The organism is Pseudonocardia sp. UM4_GMWB1 (assembly GCF_017312155.1).
Classification (GTDB): Bacteria; Actinomycetota; Actinomycetes; order Mycobacteriales; family Pseudonocardiaceae; genus Pseudonocardia; species Pseudonocardia alni.
Genome location: NZ_QJPN01000001.1, coordinates 979,032 through 994,966 on the forward strand (window position 1 = coordinate 979,032; position 15,935 = coordinate 994,966).

General features: G+C 74.1%; 16 protein-coding genes and 1 riboswitch. Of the genes, 9 read left to right on the forward strand and 7 right to left on the reverse strand.

The features are described from left to right. The first annotated feature begins 310 nt into the window (after window positions 1–310). The 4 genes from ectA (at window position 311) to thpD (ending at window position 3,612) form a co-directional block, all read left to right on the forward strand. Entirely contained in the window at window positions 311–901 is a 591-nt protein-coding gene (gene ectA / locus DMP15_RS04865; RefSeq protein WP_083658816.1) for a diaminobutyrate acetyltransferase, read from the forward strand. After that, the gene (gene ectB / locus DMP15_RS04870) at window positions 898–2,151 is read left to right on the forward strand and encodes a diaminobutyrate--2-oxoglutarate transaminase (protein ID WP_073576686.1); all 1,254 of its coding nucleotides are present in this window, start codon (window positions 898–900) and stop codon (window positions 2,149–2,151) included. Before ectA ends, ectB begins: the two co-directional genes overlap by 4 nt. A gap of 9 nt (window positions 2,152–2,160) precedes the next feature. Continuing rightward, window positions 2,161–2,556, forward strand: a complete 396-nt coding sequence (locus DMP15_RS04875) for an ectoine synthase (protein ID WP_062398314.1) — start codon at window positions 2,161–2,163, stop codon at window positions 2,554–2,556. 129 nt (window positions 2,557–2,685) lie between these two features. Next, a complete protein-coding gene (gene thpD / locus DMP15_RS04880; protein ID WP_073576685.1) occupies window positions 2,686–3,612 on the forward strand; it encodes an ectoine hydroxylase in 927 nt (308 codons plus the stop codon). A gap of 10 nt (window positions 3,613–3,622) precedes the next feature. Here thpD and DMP15_RS04885 read toward each other — a convergent pair whose 3' ends face one another. Further along, a complete protein-coding gene (locus DMP15_RS04885; protein WP_073576913.1) occupies window positions 3,623–4,411 on the reverse strand; it encodes an SGNH/GDSL hydrolase family protein in 789 nt (262 codons plus the stop codon). A 154-nt stretch (window positions 4,412–4,565) separates the two neighbouring features. Here DMP15_RS04885 and DMP15_RS04890 point away from each other — a divergent pair, with 154 nt between their 5' ends. Next, window positions 4,566–5,234, forward strand: a complete 669-nt coding sequence (locus tag DMP15_RS04890) for a DUF3159 domain-containing protein (protein ID WP_073576684.1) — start codon at window positions 4,566–4,568, stop codon at window positions 5,232–5,234. 272 nt (window positions 5,235–5,506) lie between these two features. Beyond that, the gene (locus tag DMP15_RS04895; protein ID WP_337825497.1) at window positions 5,507–6,700 is read left to right on the forward strand and encodes a hypothetical protein; all 1,194 of its coding nucleotides are present in this window, start codon (window positions 5,507–5,509) and stop codon (window positions 6,698–6,700) included. Between the two features lie 89 nt (window positions 6,701–6,789). Here the strand turns inward: DMP15_RS04895 and thiE are convergent, their stop codons facing one another. Further along, window positions 6,790–7,482, reverse strand: a complete 693-nt coding sequence (thiE, locus tag DMP15_RS04900) for a thiamine phosphate synthase (RefSeq protein ID WP_073576682.1) — start codon at window positions 7,480–7,482, stop codon at window positions 6,790–6,792. A gap of 39 nt (window positions 7,483–7,521) precedes the next feature. Beyond that, a riboswitch (TPP riboswitch) is annotated at window positions 7,522–7,630 on the forward strand. Here thiE and thiO point away from each other — a divergent pair. The 3 genes from thiO (at window position 7,628) to DMP15_RS04915 (ending at window position 9,773) form a co-directional block, all read left to right on the forward strand. After that, complete coding sequence (thiO, locus tag DMP15_RS04905) at window positions 7,628–8,800, forward strand: glycine oxidase ThiO (protein ID WP_073576681.1); 1,173 nt, start codon at window positions 7,628–7,630, stop codon at window positions 8,798–8,800. Its footprint overlaps the riboswitch before it by 3 nt. Then, window positions 8,800–9,000, forward strand: coding sequence for a sulfur carrier protein ThiS (gene thiS, locus DMP15_RS04910; RefSeq protein ID WP_062398305.1), 201 nt, complete (start codon window positions 8,800–8,802; stop codon window positions 8,998–9,000). Before thiO ends, thiS begins: the two co-directional genes overlap by 1 nt. Before the next feature lie 2 nt (window positions 9,001–9,002). Next, the gene (locus DMP15_RS04915) at window positions 9,003–9,773 is read left to right on the forward strand and encodes a thiazole synthase (RefSeq protein WP_139282893.1); all 771 of its coding nucleotides are present in this window, start codon (window positions 9,003–9,005) and stop codon (window positions 9,771–9,773) included. Between the two features lie 53 nt (window positions 9,774–9,826). On the opposite strand, the gene DMP15_RS04920 is transcribed toward DMP15_RS04915, so the two are convergent. The 5 genes from DMP15_RS04920 to DMP15_RS04940 form a co-directional block, all read right to left on the reverse strand. After that, window positions 9,827–10,348 carry a gamma carbonic anhydrase family protein gene (locus DMP15_RS04920; protein WP_073576912.1) on the reverse strand — a complete coding sequence of 174 codons (522 nt, stop codon included), beginning with the start codon at window positions 10,346–10,348 and terminating at the stop codon, window positions 9,827–9,829. Window positions 10,349–10,417: 69 nt separating this feature from the next. After that, complete coding sequence (locus DMP15_RS04925; RefSeq protein ID WP_073576679.1) at window positions 10,418–11,023, reverse strand: hypothetical protein; 606 nt, start codon at window positions 11,021–11,023, stop codon at window positions 10,418–10,420. A gap of 571 nt (window positions 11,024–11,594) precedes the next feature. Beyond that, window positions 11,595–13,388, reverse strand: coding sequence for an HNH endonuclease signature motif containing protein (locus DMP15_RS04930; RefSeq protein ID WP_073576678.1), 1,794 nt, complete (start codon window positions 13,386–13,388; stop codon window positions 11,595–11,597). A gap of 238 nt (window positions 13,389–13,626) precedes the next feature. Then, window positions 13,627–14,553 carry a MadR family response regulator transcription factor gene (locus tag DMP15_RS04935; protein WP_308292854.1) on the reverse strand — a complete coding sequence of 309 codons (927 nt, stop codon included), beginning with the start codon at window positions 14,551–14,553 and terminating at the stop codon, window positions 13,627–13,629. Next, on the reverse strand, window positions 14,550–15,932 hold the full coding sequence (locus tag DMP15_RS04940; RefSeq protein ID WP_083658814.1) for a MadS family sensor histidine kinase: 1,383 nt from the start codon (window positions 15,930–15,932) through the stop codon (window positions 14,550–14,552). The genes DMP15_RS04935 and DMP15_RS04940 overlap by 4 nt, the downstream gene beginning before the upstream one ends. Window positions 15,933–15,935 lie beyond the last annotated feature (3 nt).

Below are 15,935 nucleotides of genomic sequence, written 5' to 3' on the forward strand. Positions count from 1 at the left end.
ACGATTCGACGGAATAACCATCCTCACCCCGCAGCGGTGCAGATGCAAGTGCATCCGCACGATTGGCCGAACGTGCGGGCGGGTGGTCGCGGAGCGTGGCGAGGGCCACGTCCGTGCCCTCGACGGGTCCGGCCGGTTCGTTCCGGGGCCCGCCGGACGGGCCGGTGATCACGGTGTCTTCCTGGGCGGACACCCGGTCGCATGGTTCCGGATCATTCTGTGGCGCCGGTCACGTCGATCATGGCGTCGAGGTCGGCCGCCGGTCGTCAGCGGCTGCGACCTACGCCGGGCGGCACTAACCTAGTCAGTCATGACCGCTCCCGAACAGGCTCCTCCTCGGGCGTCCACGGCTCCGGACGGGGACGCCGCGACCGGCGCACCCGCCCCGGCGGCCGACGCCGACGGTGACCATTCGTACGAGATCGGCTCCCCGGTCCCGGCCGACGGGGTGGACATGTGGCGGCTGGCGGTGGAGGCGCGGACGCTGGACGCGAACTCCCGTTACGCCTACATCCTGTGGTGCCGCGACTTCGCGCGCACCTCGGTCATCGCCCGGCGCGACGACGGTCGCGCCGTCGGCTACGCGACCGGCTACCTGCGCCCCGAGAACGGCGCCCTGCTCATCTGGCAGGTGTGCGTCGATCCGGTGGCACGCGGTGCGGGGCTCGCCGGCCGGATGCTGGATGCCGTCTGGGACCAGGCGGGCGCCGAGCGGATGGAGACCACCATCACGCCGGACAACGCCTCCTCGATCCGCCTGTTCACGAAGTTCGCGGAGCGCCACGACATGACGATCGAGCGGGAGGACCTCTTCGGTCCGGACCTGCTCGGTGACGAGCACGAGCCGGAGAACCTCTATCTCATCGGCCCGATCGCAGCAGACAAGGGTGGGAACACATGACCGTTTTCGAGGATCTCGAGTCCCAGGTCCGGAGCTACTGCCGCAACTGGCCCGTCGTCTTCGACACGGCGAAGGGCAGCCGTCTGACCGACGTCGACGGCCACTCCTACCTCGACTTCTTCGGTGGCGCGGGCGCCCTGAACTACGGGCACAACCCCGAGGTGCTCAAGAAGCCGCTGATCGAGTACCTGACCCGTGACGGCATCACCCACGGGCTGGACATGTACACCTCGGCCAAGGGCGAGTTCCTGACCACGTTCGAGGACATCATCCTCAAGCCGCGTGGCCTGGAGTACAAGGTGCAGTTCCCCGGCCCGACCGGCGCCAACGCCGTCGAGTCGGCGCTGAAGCTCGCGCGCAAGATCAGCGGCCGGGAGGCGCTGATCAACTTCACGAACGCCTTCCACGGCATGACGCTGGGCGCCCTGTCGGTCACCGGCAACTCGATGAAGCGCGGCGGTGCCGGCATCCCGCTGGTCCACTCGACGCCGATGCCGTTCGACAACTACTTCGACGGCAAGATGCCCGACTTCCTGTGGTTCGAGAAGGTCCTCGACGACACCGGCTCCAGCCTCAACGAGCCGGGCGCGGTCATCGTCGAGACCGTGCAGGGCGAGGGCGGCCTCAACCCGGCGCGCATCGAGTGGCTGCAGGGTCTGCGGGACCTCTGCACCCGCAAGGGCATCCTGATGATCGTCGACGACGTGCAGATGGGCTGCGGCCGGACCGGCCCGTTCTTCTCCTTCGAGATCGCGGGCATCGAGCCCGACATCGTCACGATCTCGAAGTCCATCTCCGGCTACGGCCTCCCGATGGCGCTCGTGCTGATCAAGCCCGAGTACGACCAGTGGGGCCCGGGCGAGCACAACGGCACCTTCCGCGGCAACAACCCCGCGTTCGTCACCGCCACGCACACGCTGCGCAACTGGTGGACCGACGACACGCTGGAGAAGGAGACGCTGCGCAAGGGCGAGAAGGTCGAGGAGGCCTTCAACAAGATCATCGGTGACAACCAGGGCACCGAGATGTTCACCAAGGGTCGTGGGATGGCGCGGGGCATCCAGTTCGAGGGGGAGGGGCTCGCCGAGAAGGTGGCCTCGAAGGCCTTCGAGCAGCGGCTGCTGCTGGAGACCGCCGGTCCGAACGACGAGGTGCTCAAGCTCCTGGCGCCGCTCACGACCACCGACGACGAGCTCGACGAAGGTCTTGCGATCATCGGCGAGTCCGTCAAGACCGTCATCGGGAGCTGATCCACAAACATGATCGTCCGCACCATCGACGAGATCACCGACACCGAGCGTGACGTGGTCTCCGAGGACCAGCAGTGGCGCAGCAAGCGCATCGTCCTGGCCAACGACAAGGTGGGGTTCTCGGTCCACGAGACCACGCTGAAGGCCGGGACGATCAACGACTTCTGGTACGCGAACCACATCGAGGCCGTCTTCATCACCTCCGGTGAGGGCGAGCTGTACGACAAGGACAACGACGTCACGTACCAGCTCAAGCCGGGCTCGATCTACGTGCTGAACGGCAACGAGAAGCACCAGCTCCGCCCGAAGACCGAGATCACCTGCGTGTGTGTGTTCAACCCGCCGGTGACCGGTCGTGAGGTGCACGACGAGAACGGTGTGTACCCGCTGGTCACGGAGGACTGAGGGCTCCGTACCGGGATCGACACCGCGAGGGGTGTTTCCGCTGTGTGACAGCGGGAACGCCCCTCGCGGTCGTTCACACGACGTCCATCCGAAGGGACACCGAACCCACAGCGACTCACAGGAGGGTCCATGACCGCACTGGTCGGCAACGACGAACCGCGTCTCGTGCGTGGAGCCGGGGACCGCTACCCCACGCGCGTCTCGAACACCCCCGCCTTCATCGACCGCGCCGAGCCCACCGTGTGGGGCTCGAAGGCGAGCGCCGGCATGTTCGGCGCCCAGGAGCTGGAGGCGCACGAGCGCGACGGCTTCGTGCAGGTGCCGGGCCTGCTGACGGCCGACGAGATCGTGGAGTACCAGGCCGAGCTGGACCGGCTCGCCCACGATCCCGGGGTCCGCGCCGATGAGCGCTGCATCGTCGAGAAGTCCTCGGACGAGGTCCGCTCGATCTTCGAGGTCCACCGGATCTCCGAGGCGATCGGCCGGCTGGTGCGCGACGAGCGGGTGCTCTCCCGGGCCCGCCAGATCCTCGGCTCCGACGTGTACGTGCACCAGAGCCGGATCAACTACAAGCCCGGGCTCGGTGGCGGGGGGTTCTTCTGGCACTCCGACTTCGAGACCTGGCACGCCGAGGACGGGATGCCCAGCCCGCGTGCGGTCAGCTGCTCGATCTCGCTGACCGACAACCACCCGTTCAACGGCTGCCTGATGATCATGCCGGGGTCGCACCGGACCTTCGTGTCGTGCGTCGGGGAGACCCCGGAGGACTACCACCTGACATCGCTGAAGGAGCAGGAGATCGGCACCCCGGACGCGGAGTCCATCTCCAAGCTGGCCCAGCGGCACGGCATCGCGATGATGACCGGCGAGGCGGGCGGCGCCACGTTCTTCGACTCCAACTGCATGCACGGGTCGGGCGACAACATCACCCCGTACCCGCGGTCGAACATCTTCCTGGTGTTCAACAGCGTCGAGAACGAGTGCGTGGCGCCGTTCTCGGCCCCGCGGCCACGTCCGTCCCACATCGCGGCCCGGGACCGGTCCCCGGTCCGCTGAGCGTCCGCGCTCAGGCGTCCTGGAGGGGTAAGAGCTCCGGACGCTTGGGCCGGTAGCCGTCCCACGTGTGCGTGCCGCGCAGCCGCTTGCGCAGGTACGGCATCACGTGGTGGGTGACCCACCGCAGGTCCTCGGCCTGGCGCGCGGTCCAGGGGGTCGGCCCGCCCTCGGGCTCCGGCCACGGCCCGCGCCAGTCCGGGGCCTGCTCGCCGAGGGTCTCCAGCACCCGCCAGGCGACCCGCTCGTGCGCGTGCGGGACCAGGTGCAGCCGGTCCGGCCCCCAGGCCCGCGGGTCGGCGAGGCACTCCATCGCCCACAGGTCGACGACGCGGCAGCCGTGCCGTTCGGCGGCGGCCCGCATGTCCTCGTTGTAGCAGGCGATCCGGCCGCGCAGCCTGCGGATGAACGGGTGCATCCGGCGCAGGTCGAAGCCGGTGAAGATGAGCACCTCGGCGCCGGTTGCGACCAGCCTGCCGAGCGCGGCGTCGAAGCGGGCGGCGAGGTCGTCGACGTCGCAGGACCAGCCGATGATGTCGTTGCCGCCCGCGCAGAAGGTGATCAGGTCGGGGCGCATCCGTTCGGCGACCGGGAGCTGCTCGGCGACGATCTCGTCGAGGACCTTCCCGCGCACGGCGAGGTTGGCGTAGCCGAAGCCCGGGCGGCGGTGGGCGAGGGTCTCGGCGACGCGGTCGGCCCAGCCGCGGGCCCGGCCGTCGGGGGTGAGGTCGTCGAGACCCTCGGTGAAACTGTCGCCGATCGCGACGTAGCTCCGGTGGTGTGCGTGCGTCTGCTGGTGCATCGGCACGGCCCCCTCTCGTCCCCGGTCCTCCGCGTGCCTTGTCTGTTGTTCACCGCAACGATGTCCGGCGTTACGCCGATGATCACCCTGTTCCGGGCTGTCCGCCAATCGGATCCCGTCGACCCTGCGTGCGGGATAGGGCACCCTCAGCGGGGTGACGTCCGATCGCGCTCCGCACACCGCATCCCGGGAGGACCCGAAGCTCGCCGAACTGCTCGGTGGCCGGGCCGGTGCCGTGGACGCCTCGATACCGGTGGTCGCGTTCGTGCTCGCCTGGGTGGTCGCGGGGGCGGCGGGGTCGGCGTTCCCGATCAACTGGGGGGCCGGCGCGGCGATCGTCGCGGGGGCCGCGGTGGCAGGGTGGCGGCTGTACCGCGGCCGCCGGCCGCGGGCGGTGCTGTTCGGGCTGGCCGGGGTCGTCGTCGCGGCCGGGATCGCGCTGGTGACCGGGCGGGCGTCGGACTTCTTCCTGGTCCAGATCGTGTCCAACGTCGGCAGCGCGCTGGCCTGGGCGATCTCGATCGTCGTGCGGTGGCCGCTGCTGGGGGTCGTCGTCGGCGGGCTGCTGGGACAGCGCACGAGGTGGCGGCGCGACCCGGACCTGCTCCGCGGGTACCAGCGGGCGTCCTGGGCGTGGGTGGCGCAGTACGTCCTACGGCTGTCGGTGTTCCTCCCGTTGTGGGCGGCCGACCAGGTCGTGCTCCTGGGTGTCGCGCGGACCGTGCTGAGCCCGGTGCTGGTCGGGCTGAGCGTGCTCGTGTCGTGGCCGTTGCTGCGTACGGCGCTGCCGGCCGATCACCCGGGCATCCGTCACCCCCGGTGACGGGCTCTGACACCTCGTAGCGCTAGAATCGTGATCTTCCCGTGACCTTTGCTCGGTCGTGTGAAGGTCACCACTTCGGGTGATCGTCCGGCGCAATCGTGGCCTCCCGGACGTTCCCCCGGGGCGAGCCGCCGCACCGACGATCACTGCAAGGAGCCATGCCGCACCAGCGCCCCCCGGAGCCCGGCTTCGGCGACGCCCCTCGTGGCGTCCCGAGCCCGGCCCGTCCTCCCGCCCAGCCGTCCGCTCCCCGACCCGGCACCGGTCGCCCGGTGGCCGCCCCCGACGCCCCGCGGCTGCCCCGTCAGCGCACCGCGAATCCGCCCCGCACGCACGGCGGCCGGGTCCCGCAGCCGCCGTCGGGCACCGTCCGCGGCCGGACCACGCAGACCCCACCCGGTGGCCGTCCGGTGAGCCCGGTCGTGCCCGGGCCGGGCGTGCCGGACGGGACCCCGCCCGGTGGGCGTCCGCGCACCCGGGTGCTGCCGCCCGCGTCGGACACGACCCGTGCGGTCGGCCCCGGCGGTCCGGTGGGCCCGGTCGGCGGCGGACCGAACGGACCCGGTGGGTCCGGGGGCTCGGGCGGGTCCGGTGACGGCTCCGGCGACGCCTCGTCGGACACCACGAAGGCGAGTGGCCTCAAGGCCGACCTCAGCCCGACGAAGATCGCAGCCGGCGCCGGCGCGGCGATCGTCACGGCGGTGCTCGGCTCGTTCCTCGGCGCGGTCGGCACGGTGATCGGCGCGGCGCTCGGCTCGATCATCTCGACGCTGGCCACCACGCTGTTCACCCGCTCGCTCGAGGTCAGCAAGGACAAGGCACTCGAGCTGAAGGACAAGGCGACCCGGCGCGGCAAGGGCGTCGCCGAGGGCACCGCGGTCGCCGCGCAGAACGGTTCCGGCCACGGTCTCGCCGGGCCCACCGGCGAGGAGACGGTGCTGCTGGACCCGTGGCAGGCACCCGGTGGCACCACCCGTGCCGCCGGAGCGGGCCACAGCCGGTTCCGCCGGGTCCGGGTCACCCGCAAGACGGTCATCGTGTCCGCGGTGCTCGGCGTCGTCACCTTCGCGGTGTCGATGTTTCTGATCTCGGGCATCGAGTTCGTGAAGGGCTCGTCGCTGTCCGGCTCGTCCGGGACCTCGGTGAGCAACGTCGTCCGTGGCGGTGCTCCCCCCACCCAGCAGGAGAACGACCGGGGCGACGGCTCCGGGGGCGACTCGTCGACCTCGTCGTCGAGCTCGACCTCCACCGAGGAGTCGGGCACCAGCACGTCGGAGTCGTCGACCGGCACCCGTGACCGGGACTCCGGTCAGGACGGCTCGGGCTCGTCGAACCCGCTGCAGGACGGGCTGAACCGGGTCCTGCCGACCCAGCAGCCGGGCTCCGGCCAGTCGGGCCAGGACTCGGGCGGGCAGGACCCCGGCGGCCAGGGCTCGGGCGACCAGGGTTCCGGCACGCAGAACTGACCTGTGTGCCGCGGCGCCGGATCCCGGCGCCGCGGGGCCGGTCCGAGCGCGGCCGGTTCGAGCGCGGGCGGGGCCCGGCGCGGGCGGGCTCAGCGCAGGCGGGCCCGCAGCGCCGCCGCGGCCGCACGCGGGTCCTCGGCCTCGGTGATCGCCCGGACGACGACGATCCGGTCCGCACCGGCGTCGAGGACCTCGTCCAGGCGGTCGCCGTCGATGCCCCCGATCGCGAACCACGGCCGCGCCGGGGCCCGTCCGGCGACCGTGCGCACCAGGTCCAGGCCGGGGGCCGGACGTCCCGGCTTGGTCGGGGTCGGCCAGCACGGGCCGACGCAGAAGTAGTCCACGCCGTCCTCGTCGGCGGCGGTCAGGGTCTCGGCGGGGCTGTGCGAGGACCGGCCGATGAGCACGTCGTCGCCGACGACCCGGCGCGCCCACGCCACCGGCAGGTCGTCCTGGCCGAGGTGCAGCACGTCGGCGCCCGCGGCGAGCGCGACGTCGGCGCGGTCGTTCACCGCGAGCAGCGCGCCGTGCCGGCGGCAGGCGTCGGCGAGCACCTCCAGTGCGGCGAGCTCGGCGCTCGCCTCCAGCGGCCCGTCGGGCCCGCCCTTGTCCCGCAGCTGGACGATGTCGACCCCGCCGGCGAGCGCGGCGTCGGCGAACTCCGCCAGGTCACCGCGCGCGGTGCGGGCGTCGGTGCACAGGTAGAGACGGGCGTCGGTGAGGCCGTCGAGCCGGGTGCGACGGGTGTCGCCGGTGCCGGGACGGGTATCGGTGTCGGACACGGCTCGCAGGCTACGGCGTAGCCTGGGCCCCGGACGACGACGAACCACGGGAGCCCGGGCAGCGGGCTGAGAGGGGACCCGCGACGCGGTCCCGACCGTCGAACCTGATCCGGGTCATGCCGGCGCAGGGAGTGAGGTGGATCCCATGAGCGCGAGTGCCGGACGGCTGGTCGTCGCGGGTGCGGGGGCCGTCGGCCTGTCCGTCGCCCGCGCGGCGGCTCGCGACGGCTGGTCGGTGACGGTGTTCGACCCGGCCCCCGGTCGCGGCGCGTCCTGGGTGGCCGGCGGGATGCTCGCCCCGGTCACCGAGGCCTGGCCCGGCGAGGAGGATCTCCTCGCCCTCGGGCTGGACTCGGTCGCACGCTGGCCGGAGTTCGCCGCGGCTCTGTCCGCCGACGCCGGCACCGACGCCGGGTTGCACCCGGAGGGCACCGTCGTCGCCGCGACCGGGTCGGGGGACCGCGCCGAGCTGACCGCGCTCGCGGACTACCTGGAGTCCCTCGGCCGGGACGTGCACCGGCTGACCGGTCGCGAGCTGCGCCGGCTCGAACCCGCGCTGGGCCCGGAGGTCCGTGGCGGCCTCTCGGTGCCCGACGACCCGTCGGTGGACAACCGGCGGCTGCTCGCCGCGCTGGCGACCGCGGCCGGGCGGGCCGGGGTCGTCGTCTCCGACCGCGGGGTCGCGCGCGTGCTCGACGACGGCGCCCGTGTCACCGGCGTGCGGCTCGCGGACGGGACCGAGATCGCGGCGGACGCGGTCGTCGTCGCGGCGGGGGCGCACTCGTCGTCGCTGCACCCGGTGCTCGACGGGCTGGTCCGCCCGGTGAAGGGCGAGATCCTGCGGCTGACCCGCCGCGCCGGTGCCCTGCCGCCGCCGTCGCGGACGGTGCGGGCGCTCGTCGACGGGCGCCCGGTGTACGCCGTGCCGCGGACGCTGCCCGGGTACGGCGACCTCGTGATCGGCGCGACGACCGCCGAGAACGGCTTCGACACCGACGTCACCGTCGGTGGGGTGCGCGACCTGCTGCGCGACGCGGAGCGGATCCTGCCCGGCATCGCCGAGTACGCCCTGACCGAGACCGCCGCCGGGCTGCGGCCTGGCAGCCGGGACAACCTGCCGCTGATCGGGCGCACCGGGCCCGACGGGCTGGTCGCGGCCACCGGGCACGGCCGCAACGGGATGCTGCTGGTACCGGTGACCGCGGCGGCCGTCGCGGCGCTGCTGCGCGGCGACGACGTACCGGGACCGGTCCGCGCGGCGGATCCGCGACGGTTCGCCCCGGCCGCCGCCGGGGCACGCGAGGAGGGGAACCACTGATGCGGATCGTGCTGAACGGCGAGCACCGCGACGTCGACGACGGCGCCGACCTCGCCCGGATCCTGGCCGAGGCCGGGCTGCCGGAGCGGGGGATCGCCGTCGCCGTGGACGGGGAGGTCGTGCCGCGCACGTCGTGGGCCGGGCACCGCCCCGCCGACGGCGCGCGGGTCGAGGTACTGACCGCGGTACAGGGAGGATGAGCATGGCAGTGCAGACCGACAAGCTCGCGTTCGGTGACCACCTGTTCGACTCGCGGCTGGTGATGGGCACCGGTGGTGCCGCGAACCTGGAGATCCTGGAGCGGGCGCTGGTCGCGTCCGGCACCGAGCTGACGACGGTGGCGCTGCGCCGTGTCGACGTCGCGGGCGGGACCGGGCTGCTGGACCTGCTGCGCCGCCTCGGGATCGCCGTGCTGCCCAACACTGCCGGCTGCCGGACCGCCGCCGAGGCGGTGCTCACGGCGCGGATGGCGCGCGAGGCGATGGAGACCGACCTGGTCAAGCTGGAGGTCGTCGCCGACGAGACGACGCTGCTGCCCGACCCGGTCGAGCTCCTCGACGCCGCCGAGCAGCTCGTCGACGACGGCTTCACCGTGCTGCCCTACACCAACGACGACCCGGTCCTCGCCCGTCGCCTGGAGCAGGTCGGGTGCGCCGCGGTCATGCCGCTCGGCTCGCCGATCGGGACCGGGCTGGGCATCCGCAACCCGCACAACATCGAGATGATCGTGGCCGCCGCGGGCGTGCCGGTCGTGCTCGACGCCGGGATCGGCACCGCCTCGGAGGCGGCGCTGGCGATGGAGCTGGGCTGCGACGCGGTCCTGCTCGCCACCGCCGTCACCCGTGCCGCCGACCCGGAGCGGATGGCCCGCGCGATGCGCCGCGGGGTGGAGGCGGGCTGGGACGCCCGGCACGCCGGTCGGATCCCGCGCCGCTACCGGGCACAGGCGAGCTCGCCCGACCGGGAGGACTGAGGACCGATGTCCGGGTGCGTTCCGCGGAACGCACCGGACCGGATCGGGAGGGCTCAGGCGGGGGCGACGCCATCGGCGTGCCGCCGGGCCAGGGCGCGGTAGAAGTCCGGGTTGGTCCGCACCCACCAGCGGGCCTGCTCGGTCAGCTCGCCGTGCTCCTTCGCCGCGGAGCCGAGCATCAGCCGGTCGGCGGCCAGCTCGGAGTTCGGCGCGACCGTCGACCCGGCGGCGACCATCGCGCCCTCGCCGATCCGGGCACCGTCCTGCACGGTGCTGCCGTTCCCGACGACCGCGCGCGCCCCGATCACGGCGCCGTGCACCACGCACAGGTGCCCGATCGTGGCGCCCTCGCCGATCTCGGTGACCGGGTCGTCGCCGCCGTGCAGCACCGACCCGTCCTGCACGTTGGCGCCGGCGCGCACGACGATCGGCCCCAGGTCGGCGCGGAGCACGGCATTGTACCAGATCGAGGCGCCCTCCTCGACGCGCACGTCCCCGACGAGCGTCGCGGTCGGAGCGACGAAGGCGTCCGGGTGCACGGTGGGGGAGAGGCCCTCCAGAGCGAACAGCGGCATGAGCGACAGCTTCGCACCCCGTTCCGCCCACCGGCCGCCACACCCGCGCGACCGCGACCGCCGCATCGCTCAGTCGTGCGGACGGGCGTGCAGACCCAGGTCCGACAGCTCCAGCGCGGCCAGCGCCGCGACGACCGCCGGGTCCCCCGACCGCCAGGCCGCCGCCGGGTCCGGCGCGACCCGGACCAGCCGTGACACCGGCACCCGGGACAGCGCCCGCACGGCCAGCAGGTCCGGCGCGGCGGTCCGCGCCGCGACGGCGGCACCGGCCCGCCGGGCGTAGCGCAGCCGCAGCGGCAGCCAGCCGAGCAGCACCGGCAGCAGCATCACCAGCGGGACGACGACCAGCGCCCCCGTCGCGAGGGTGCCGACGGCGTCGCCGAACTCCCGCCCCGCCGCGACGAGCTCGGTGCCCGCCCCCGCGGCCGGATCCAGCGCGCGGGCCAGGTCGGACCCGATGAACGGGATCGAACCGACCGCCCCGGCGACGCCGGTGAAGGTGTCGGAGACCCGTCCGCCCGCGGCGACCAGCGAGTCTCCGGGCCCACGCAGCGCGGACAACCCGTCGTGCACGGCCACGCCGGCGGTGACGGCGAGGACCGTCCACAGCAGCGCGACGACGTCGGCGACGACCTGGCGGGCGATCCGGTCGGGGCGTTCGGCGTACCAGCGCATCGGACCTGTCTACCGGGACCGGAAACCGGTCGTCCCCGCGGCCCGCCCGTGCTCTGCCGGCGGGTGGACCGTTCGCTCTCCCTCGACCGCGCCTCCTGGGACGACCGCGTCCCGCTGCACGCGCAGAGCCCCGACTACGGCGTGGACGCACTCGTCGCCGATCCCACGAGTGGAACCACGGCCTCGGTGAGATCGTCACCGCGCTCCTCGACCAGGGACCGACGCTGTCCGGTCTCACCGAGCACCGGGCCGTCCCCTGGGAGGCCCTGCCCGGCCGGATGGCCGAGGACGACGACGGCGAGTGGCACGTGACCGACGGCCTCCCCGATGTGCCACTGGGTGTCACCGTCCAGGCGACGCGCTGACCGGGCCGGTCACGAAGGCGCAGGCCCGGTCCGGGCGTGGATGCCGGGTGGGCGGGCCGACGTCGCGTTCCGCGGAACGCGGTCCGTCCTCCCGCCCACCGGTTCCGCGCCGGTCTCCGGCGGTCTCCCACCGGCCGGTGCGCTGTGGCCCGCGTCCTCTTCCGGCCGTGTGGGTGCTCGGTCGCCCGGCGGAGGACCTGCGGGGTTCAGGCCGCGGCGGCCGTCGTGCCGGGCGGGAGCAGGGCGTCGAGGATCGGCTCGGGGTCGAGCCGGTCGCCGTACCAGTCCGGGGTGAGGGTGCTGCGATCGATCCGCAGCCGGGCCCGCGTGTTCCGTTCGACGAGGGACTCGGCGCTGCCGTCCAGCGGTCTGCCCGTGGCCTCGACGGCAGTGCCGTCGGGCCGGTGGAACAGCCAGTCCTCGCCGGGTGGGCGCAGGACCAGGTAGCCGTGATCGTGCACCAGCCGGTGGTGGAACGAGCAGAGCAGGACCAGGTTGTCGACGTCCGTCGGCCCGCCCCGCAGCCAGTGCCGGACGTGGTGGGCGTGCAGGTGGCGTGTGTGGTGGCACCCCGGGAACCGGCAGCAACCGCCGCCGTCGGCGGTCAGGGCGGCGATCTGCGCCGGGCTCGCCAGGCGCCTGCTCCGGCCGAGGTACATCCGGTTCGCGGCGCGGTCGGTGAGCAGCACCCGGGCCCGGGCGTCGCAGGCCAGGCGCTCGGCGGTGCTCGCGGCGATCTCGGGGCCGCCGGCGAGGCGCGCGGTGCCGGTCCCCGCGTCGACGACGACCGTCACCCGCGCCGCACCCCGCTCGACCACCGCGGCTCCGGCCGCTCCCGGCCCGCGGACGACCAGGTCCAGCAGGGCGTCGGCCCGCCGGGCGGCCAGGGTGTCGACGACGGCGCCCGGTGTCTGTTCCTCCGTGCGGCGGGCCTGTTCGTGCGGATCGGGCCCGTCCCACCCCGACCGTCGCCCCTCACGTGCGGCCGGATCGTCGGTGTCCTCGTCGCCGGGCGGGGCGGTGTGGCCGGCGGGAGCCGGGCGTGCGGTGGCGACCCCGGCCTCGATCGCGGCGACCAGGAGGGCGCCGTCCTCGGGAGTGAGCCGGGCCCGTACGACCAGGGACCCGTCGACGTCGTGGTGCCAGCTCACCCCGCGCCGGGCGGCGACGTCGCGCGGCGGCGCGCAGCGGCGGCGGACCGCGCGGACGACGGTCTCGACATGGCTCGCGGTCCCGCCGAGCGCCAGGTCCAGGAGCACCTGCTCGGCGTCCGGCCCGGCTGCGACCAGCGGAGGATAGTCCGGCTCGGTGTCCCCGAGCGGCTCCGGAGCGGCGACGGCGACCGGCCGGCTCCCCGTGCCGTCCCACGGACCGGTGTCCCCGCGTCCGGCGGGTGACGTGGTGGCTCTGTCCGTCCTCCCGCCGTCCGACAGGTCGGATCCGGCGCCCGTTCCGGGGCCGTCGACGTCTCCGGCGCTGCGGTCCGTGCCCGTGTCGGACGCGTCTCCCGCTCCCCGGACGGTGTCGTCTGGCCCTCCCCGTGCTGCGCAGTCGACCGATGCCCCGCCGGAGTCGTCGTCGGGGTCGCGACCTGGGCGCCGGAGCGGCTCCGTGGCGGTGGCCGGCGGAGCAGCGGCGGCCATGCGGTCGAGGACCGCGTCGTCCGCGCCGACGAGGCGGGTGACGGCCCGGACCTTGGAGTAGGAGATCCGGCCGGCCGCGAACGCCTCGGTGATCCGGGGCAGCCGGGTCAGTGCGTGCGCGACCCGCAGGTGCTCGGTCGCGGTGCGCAGGCTCATCCCCGCCCGCCAGGTCAGCCAATGGGCGCAGGACCGGACGCCGACGCCGCACCAGCCGCCGCGGTCGTCGAACTCGGCGAGCAGGCGCAGGAACCGGCACTCGGCGGCGGCGATGTGGCCCGCGAGACCGAGGAGTTCGGACTCGAGATCCGGCAGGCTCAGTTCACCGGCGGGCGTGGTCGTGGGGGTGGAGGTCGGCACGGCGCTTTCTCCTTCGTCGAACGTGTGTTCGACAGGAGTGTGCCGGGTGGGCCCGACAGTTCCGGTCCACACCGACGGTGGGATCGGCGCGGACCGGGGCGATCGCGTTCCGCGGAACGCGATCCGGAATCAGCGACGACGCCCCCTCGCCTCGCACACACCCTCCCGCCGTGCCGCCGTGCCGCCGTGCCGCCGTGCCGCCGTGCCGGGCGGAGAGGCGTGGCCGGGGACATCGAGGTCAGAGGAGGCCGAGCTTGGTGGCCGCGTAGACCGCCTCGGCGCGACGCGACACCATCAGCTTGCGCATCAGGTTGCCGACGTGGAACTTGACCGTCGTCTCGGAGATGAACAGCTCGGCGCCGATCGCGCGGTTGGACAGCCCCCGGGCCAGCAGGCGGAGCACGTCCAGCTCACGGTCGGTCAGCCGTTCCCGGTCGGGCATCCCGCCGGACAGCGACCGCACCATCGCCGACGCGGACCGGGCGTCGAACGCGCTCTCTCCGCGGGACACCGCGCGGATGGCACGGACGAGCTCGGTGGTGTCGACGTCCTTCACCACGTAGCCGCGGGCGCCGGCCTGCACCGACTCGACGACGAGGCGGTCCTCGGCGAAGGTCGTCAGCACCAGCACCCCGATGCCGGGGTGGTCGGCGCACAGCTTGCGGCAGACCTCGAGACCGTCGGTCTGCGGGCCGGACGCCAGCTTGAGGTCGAGCAGCACCACCTGCGGCCGGCCGGTCGCGACGGCGGCGAACGCCTCCGGTGCGCTGCCCGCCTCGCCCACGATGCGCAGGTCGTCCTCGCGCTCCAGTACCGCGCGCAGCCCCTGGCGCATGATCGAGTGGTCGTCGACCAGCACGATCCGGATCGGCCGCGCCGCGACTCCCGCGGGACCGGGACCGGTGCGGGTCGCGGCGGTCCCACCGGACCCGTGCATCCCGCCGCCCGGCGCGTTCCCGCCGCCCTGCCCGGGGCCCGCCTGACCGGGGATGCCGTGACCACCGCTGTGACCACCGCCGTGGCCGGGGCCGCGCGCGCCGACACCGGCTCCGCCGCGGGCATCCGGTCCGCCGCCGCTGCGGGCGTCCGTGACGACGCGGCCCCGGGCGGTGCCGCCGGTGACGTACCCGGGACCGCCCGGGGCGGTCCGTGTGCCGCTGCTCATCCGAGCTCCTTCCCCGGCGCCCCGATCGGGACGTCCACCTGCACCTGCAGCCCACCGATCCGCGAGCGGCGGAACCGCAGGGTCCCGCCCATCTCGCGGGCGCGGGCGTCCATGTTCACGAGGCCGCGGTGCTCCCCGGAGGGGCCGCGGACCGACGCCGCACGCAGCGTGCGGCGGATCTGCTCGGGGGAGGCGCCGCCGTCGTCGGAGATCGACAGGCGGACGCGGCCGTCGGCGTAGGCCAGTCGCACCACCGCCCGTGAGGCCGACGCGTGCATCGCCGTGTTGAACAACGCCTCGCCGGCGATCCGGAACAGCGACTGCTCGTGCTCGTGCGGCAGCGGCACCGGGGCCCCGCCGATCGTCACCTCGACCCGCAGCTCGTCGGGCATGTGCACGGTGGACAGCTGCCGCAGCATCGAGGGCAGGTCCTTGTCGGCGTGGTCGTCGTCGTTGAGCGCGTAGATCGCCGACCGCAGCTGCTCGACGGCGCGCCGGGTCAGGTCCTTGGCCGTGTCGAGGTGCTGGAGCAGGACCGGCTCGGTGATCTCCGACCGGCACAGCTCGATGTGCATCCCGGCCGACAGGGCGTACTGGGTGACGCTGTCGTGCAGCTCGCGGGCGATGCGGTGCCGCTCGTTGTCGAGGACCTCCCGCTGGCGGGCCGCCCCGAGCGCCTGCTGGGTGAGCATCAGCTCGTCGTTGCGGACGCGCAGGTCCTCGGCCTGGGCCGCGGTGCGCGCGTGCAGCCGCTCGGCCCGCTCCAGCAGCGCGCAGTTCTGCAGCGCCGACGCCGTCTGACCGGCCAGGATGCGCAGCACCGAGTGGTCGGTGTCGTCGATGTGCCGTTCCGGCGGCGTCCACGCGACGAACCCGCCGACGGTGCGTCCGTCGAGCCGGATGGGGACGTGCAGGTGCCGGGGACGCGGGTCGTCCTCGTGGTGGTGATGATGGCCGTCACCGGCGTGCAGCCGCTCCACGTGCCGGCGCACGCGCTCGGGCACCGACCCCAGGTCGGCCCACTCGACCCCGTCCGGCCCGAGAACGATGTGCCGCGGCGCGGCGTCGGGCAGCTCGCCGTCGACGAGCCCGAGCACCACCCAGTCCGCCGACAGGTGGTCGGCGGCCGCGTCGGCGACCGCGCGGACCAGCGCCTCGGAACCCTCCATCGTGCGGACCAGCGCGGCCGAGATCCGGTCCAGCGCGAGGATGACCCGGCGCAGCCGCTCGGCCCCCTCACGGTACTCCGGGTAGAACGACGGCTTGCCCGTCCGCAGGCCGGTGAGCTGGTCGAGATCGGGGCGGGCCCGGCCCCCGGCGGCCGGCGACGAGGGCGGTGCGGGTGTGCGGCGGCGCGGGAAGCGGGCGGCGGCGGTCACCGC